2 protein-coding genes and 3 pseudogenes are annotated in these 5,088 nt (G+C 63.9%); 2 read left to right on the forward strand and 3 right to left on the reverse strand.

Translation table 11 applies throughout. The features are described from left to right. Positions 1–127, forward strand: a pseudogene (locus MKK64_RS23350) (IS5/IS1182 family transposase); the annotation flags it as partial. A gap of 883 nt (positions 128–1,010) precedes the next feature. Here the strand turns inward: MKK64_RS23350 and MKK64_RS23355 are convergent. Together MKK64_RS23355 and MKK64_RS23360 are read right to left on the reverse strand one after the other, a co-directional pair. Continuing rightward, on the reverse strand, positions 1,011–1,358 hold the full coding sequence (locus MKK64_RS23355) for a hypothetical protein (RefSeq protein WP_243937896.1): 348 nt from the start codon (positions 1,356–1,358) through the stop codon (positions 1,011–1,013). Positions 1,359–1,373: 15 nt separating this feature from the next. Further along, positions 1,374–1,940, reverse strand: a complete 567-nt coding sequence (locus MKK64_RS23360; protein ID WP_243937898.1) for a hypothetical protein — start codon at positions 1,938–1,940, stop codon at positions 1,374–1,376. A gap of 926 nt (positions 1,941–2,866) precedes the next feature. Here MKK64_RS23360 and MKK64_RS28480 point away from each other — a divergent pair. Next, positions 2,867–4,195 (forward strand): annotated as a pseudogene (locus tag MKK64_RS28480) (IS701 family transposase). A 154-nt stretch (positions 4,196–4,349) separates the two neighbouring features. Here MKK64_RS28480 and MKK64_RS23375 read toward each other — a convergent pair. After that, positions 4,350–5,088 (reverse strand): annotated as a pseudogene (locus MKK64_RS23375) (AI-2E family transporter); the annotation flags it as partial.

Here is a 5,088-nt window from a genome sequence, read left to right on the forward strand (position 1 = left end):
GGTCGAGCGCTTCTTCAGCAAGATCAAGCACTTCCGCGCCGTCGCCACCCGCTACGACAAGGATCCCGACAACTTCCTCGCCAGCGTCAAACTCGCTGCCGTCCGGGTCTGGCTGCGAACTTTATGAGTCCGCGACCTAGACCTTTGTGCTTCTGCCAGGGCGGCCTTCAGCAGTGTCCCGACGTCGACTGTGCGGCTCTCTGACAGCCGACCGAGACGGTGGCGGTAGGTTTGCATCGCAGGATCCGTCCGGAAGGCGCTCAAGTCGCTGTAATCGCCCGGCTCGAGGTTCGCGACGGGGCCGGAGATCCTGCCGTCGAACGTCTTCATCCTCCGGAGGTCGGGGATGCAGAACGGTAAGGCGATGCCATTCGCGACCACGCAGTCTAACAACTCGACGAGCACTTGCCGGTCGCAGTCCGCCAGGATGAGGGTGGCTCCGGCCTGTAGGGCTTGGAGGATGCCGAAGAGGAGTCCTTCGACGTGCTGCACGAGATCGGGTTCGTGAGGATCCTCCGGTGCACGCAGGCACATCGTCCCGATCGTCGCCCCCGAGAACGCCTTCGCTTTCACGACGAGATGGGCGAGACGCAGCGCGTCGTCCTCGAGTTCGGCTCGACGGATCGAGTCGTACATCCGACCGTCCTGCCCGCGATGGGAAACGACTCTTTCCGCGGGTGGCGAACGGTCCAACGGCCTTAGGAGGGCGTCACTCAACAGGGACATCATCCCCGCTCGTTGAAAGAAGGACCGATACGGGCCGAACGCATCCGAGGGTGGCACATGACCACGGGAGGATATCGACCGAAATCGGTCCGGCTGTCCTCCCATGAGAAAGGAACGATCGAGGTGGCCCGCGTACATGATATTCATCGGAAAATCTCGATGGATACGAAGTTTTTATTGATGGATAGTTGTATTAGTTGCATTCACATCGGCGGTGACGCGCTAACTTGGGATGATGTGATCAGATTTTATCGTAGAGGCGTGGGTCGGTTCGGGCGGGCGTGTCATCGCTCGATATCGTCTAGGTCCGGGAATTCGGACCAGAGGTCCGACTCGGTGAAACCACTTGGCCATGCATAGGCATCGATGATCCGACAGCAGAGGTCGTAGATCCACTCGCGGTCCACGCCGAACAGACGATCGAAGTGCCTGACCCGCTTCAGATCGTGCTCGCGTACACTGCGACGTGCGTCCTCGAGCGTTTGGTACCCGAAGGTGACGTGCAGGATGGCGTCCCGCACGCGGAGCCTTCGCTCGCTGATGTGGTACGGCATCACCTCCCGACGCAGCCGCTCGACGAACACGCGATAGGCGAGTTCCTCCAGGTCGAGGTCGCCGAGGGTATGCAGCACCTCGAGGGACGGCTTCTAAGGGTTCGATGCTTCAATGGCCACCACGACGTCGTCTGAACCCCCGTTCTGCGAAGCTGGCGTGATCGACGGACGATCGTTCAGCCAAAGCGCGGCCGTGGCATCGTCCCAGGTGTCCAGTGGCTTGGGCAGGCGTCGAATCGGAGGAAAGTTCTTAAGCCAAGCGACGGCATCCTTGGCCTGCCAGGCCGGATGGTGATGCCCTGCTGGTACGAGGGGCTTGTCCCAGTCCGCGAAGGCTTCTTTTGCCTCGCTCGATGGTAGTGCCGCGAGATCCTGCGCCGACAACTTCGCTAAGCCCGCCCGGACCTTGAGTGGCACCAACGCGGGATCGGCGTTTGCGGCGATCACGTTCCCCATGGCCTGGGAATGGAGCGCACCGCCAAGTTCACGTGCGACGACTGGATGTATGAGCGGTGTCGGACCTCCGACTGCCTTGATGACCTGCTTCGAGAAAATTCCATGGCGGCGAGCGAAGGCTTCCAGAATCGGTCTGGCGGCGGCGTTCGTGCGCTGGCTAACCACTTCGGAGTGGTCGAGATCGGGTTCCGAAGACCATGGCAAGGGGACGCTTCCGCCCCCTCGAAACATGTCGGCCTCCGCCGACCTCGAAGGTGACGCGGACGTCGTCGCGAAGGTATGACGCGCAGGGCGTGTCCCTCTCGATGATGACCCACGATCGCGAGGCGATGGCACGAGCTCGCTCGCCGCGCATCCCCGTTGTACGGCGCCGGTCGCCTGAGTGTGACGACTCTCGTCATCATCGACTTCCGCCGATGTCGATGCGGAAGCACCGCCATGCAGTCTCACCACATTGCCGCGGGCGTGGTCGCCTGTCGTCGGCCTCAACGGATCGTCGGGAGAAATTCTGTTCGACACGGCGAAGATCCTGATTTGCCGACACCCAAGATGGAGACTTTCCGAGTGGGCGACTTTCTCGAGACTGAGTGTGACCGCGTAACGGGCTCTTGCAGCCGTTGCACCGATTCGTGCAACTGGAGCGATACGAGTACGACCCAGTTTTCTCCGCGGACGGTTCCTTACAGTAGTGATGATTGGCGAGTTCGTGATGTCAGGCTGCAGCTCGCCGATGGTCCCAGTATGGCGCAGTACGCCACGCAAGAAGAGTCCTAGATTTTTTCGACACCTTGAGCCGGCGAGCGGGATTTGAAAAAATACAGCCTCAACAATGGCTTGTTCGAACGGAAAGCGAAGGGAGAATTTTGCGTTCCGGCCTATGAAAATATTTCGAATCGCTGAATCGCGATCATTGATCGCCGTCCCAAAAGGGGAGGTGTCGTTACGAGTAGGCCTGCGTGCGGTCGCTCGGTGGTTCGTTTGAGCGTTCCTGGTAGGAACATGCCACTGACGAGCAGTGCCGCTTGCCCTCTGCCTCGCCGCAGCCCTCGATTGGTTCAAGCGATGACACTACCTGGACACTTTGAAGGGTCGTGATGCGTTGTCTGCCCGAGGATGGCTCGGGGGCGGCGATGGATCGGGATCGCGAGGGGACGGACGGGCTCGATACGTGGCTCGCGCCGTTTCTGGCGGCGATGGGCCTCAAGACCCGACGAACCTGGGCACCGTTCTATCTCCGGAGCCTCCTCGGCCCAGGGGATCGCAAGAGCCTTCAGCCGATGGCGGTACGGCTCGGGCTATCGGGCCACGACCAGTTGCAGCACTTCATCGCCAGCCCAGCCTGGGACGATCGCCCGCTTTGGACGGAGCTGGCCCGTCAGGCGGATCGACTGGTCGGCGGATCCGATGCCTGCCTGGTGATCGACGATACCGCCCTGCCGAAGAACGGCACGTGCTCGGTCGGGATGGCGCGCCAGTACTGCGGTGCGCTGGGCAAGCAGGCCAACTGCCAGTCTCTGGTCTCCCTCACCCTGGCGCAGGGCGAGGTGCCCGTGCCGGTGGGCTTGCGCCTGTTCTCTGCCCGAGGCGTGGACGAGCGATCCGCAACGATGCGTGCAGGCCGGCATGCCCGAGGCCACGACCGCGCCGCGGAGCAAGGGTGAGATCGCGCTGTCGGAACCCGATCGCCTGCAGGCGGCCGGTCTACGCTTCGGCACGGTGCTGGCGGATGCGGGCTACGGCGTCAGCGCCGCCTTCCGTCACGGCCTGGATGCAAGGGGCCTGCGCTGGGCGGTGGGCATCGTGAAGAACCAGAAGGTCTATACAGCCGACGTGCGGCTCGTGCCGCTGACGGGGCCCGCCCGCAAGCCCTCGCCGGACCGGGAGCCGCGTGAGGCCGAGGCCGTGCTGGCCGACCTGACCTGGCGGCACATGTCGTGGCGCGAGGGTACCAAGGGCAAGCTCTCGGCCCGGTTCGCCGCCATCCGGGTGCGGGCCGGTGACGGTCCGGTCTGGGGCAACAACCGGCATCTGCCGGGCGCGAACGTCTGGCTCGTGGGCGAGTGGCGCTCATCGGGCGAGCGAAATACGACCTGTCCAACCTGCCGCCCGAGACGGCACGGCGTGCCCTGGCAGGCACGATCAAGACGCGCTGGGTCTGCGAGCAGGCCCACCAGCAGCTCAAGGCAGAACTCGGCCTCGACCATTTCGAGGGACGGTCCTGGACCGGGCTGCATCGACACGCGCTGATGACGTGTATCGCCTGCACCTACCTGCAGCACCTTCGCCTCGCCGAACATCGTCGGACGAGGCGGGGAAAAAATGACGACCCGCCTTCCGGGGCCGCCGCCATCACCTAGCCTGCCCGCCGTGCGCCAGGCCATCATCGGTCAGCTGTTCGCCAACCTCGTCCCGCCCGTTCTATGTCCGCACTACCGAAGGAACTTCAGGCTGCCCTCTAACATCAAAGCGCCCAGGTAGTGCTAGCTGATAGCCGAACCAAAGATCCGCTTTTTGACACCAAAGTTGTATACTGAGGCAACCTAGAGTCATGCGAGACGGTCCGTCCCTGGATGGGCCGTTCCGCAGGTCGCCAAGCATAGAACTTGATCGGGTTCAGACCGCTGGTCTTGCCTCGGTGCGTTCGCCCGTGGCCGTCTGCAGGCACGCTTCGACGGCGTCCCGCAGCGACGACACGTAGGCATCGGCCCCGACTTCGCGACCGAGAGCGGCGTCGGTCAACACCTTCTCGCCGGTCGGCCAAAGCCCCACCAGCACGGGGACGCCAGGCGCGCGGCGCCTCAGACGCTCCAGCAGGTAGCGCAGGTGCGACGGGTTGCCGGTGATGTCGAGATAGGAGATGCACACCATCGCAACGCCCGATAGGTCCAGGCCAGCGATGCCCTCACGCGAGGCAGCCTGGTACGGCGTCACGCGACCGCCAAGTCCATGCTTCCTGAGCAACTGGGCAAGCATGGCGGACGAGGCCTCGTCCAGCGGGCCGCGCCCGGCCAGGCATAGCACCGGCTCCTCGCCCTGCCAGGCTTCCGGAAGGGTGTCCCGCGGCGGCGCCTGCCCCGGCACCGCCTCGTTCTTCGGGTGGCTCCGTTCGGCCAACGTCGGTGTCTCGCCGGGATTGGCAACCTTGGCGTCCTGCGCCGGCGCGGCATCGGGATGGTCCTCGAAGTCCTCGACCAGCGATCGGGCGGAAGCCCGGATGTTCTCCAGTTGGACAGGTGTGACGACTCCGCGGGCGTAGTCGTTGGCGGCGAGCTGCAGGCCCTTGAGCGCCACCTCGTCGTAGTACGACGATAACGACCTCTCCTTCAGCATCGCCTCGCCCAGGTCACGCGCC

It is taken from the genome of Methylobacterium sp. E-025 (assembly GCF_022829705.1).
Taxonomy (GTDB): Bacteria; Pseudomonadota; Alphaproteobacteria; order Rhizobiales; family Beijerinckiaceae; genus Methylobacterium.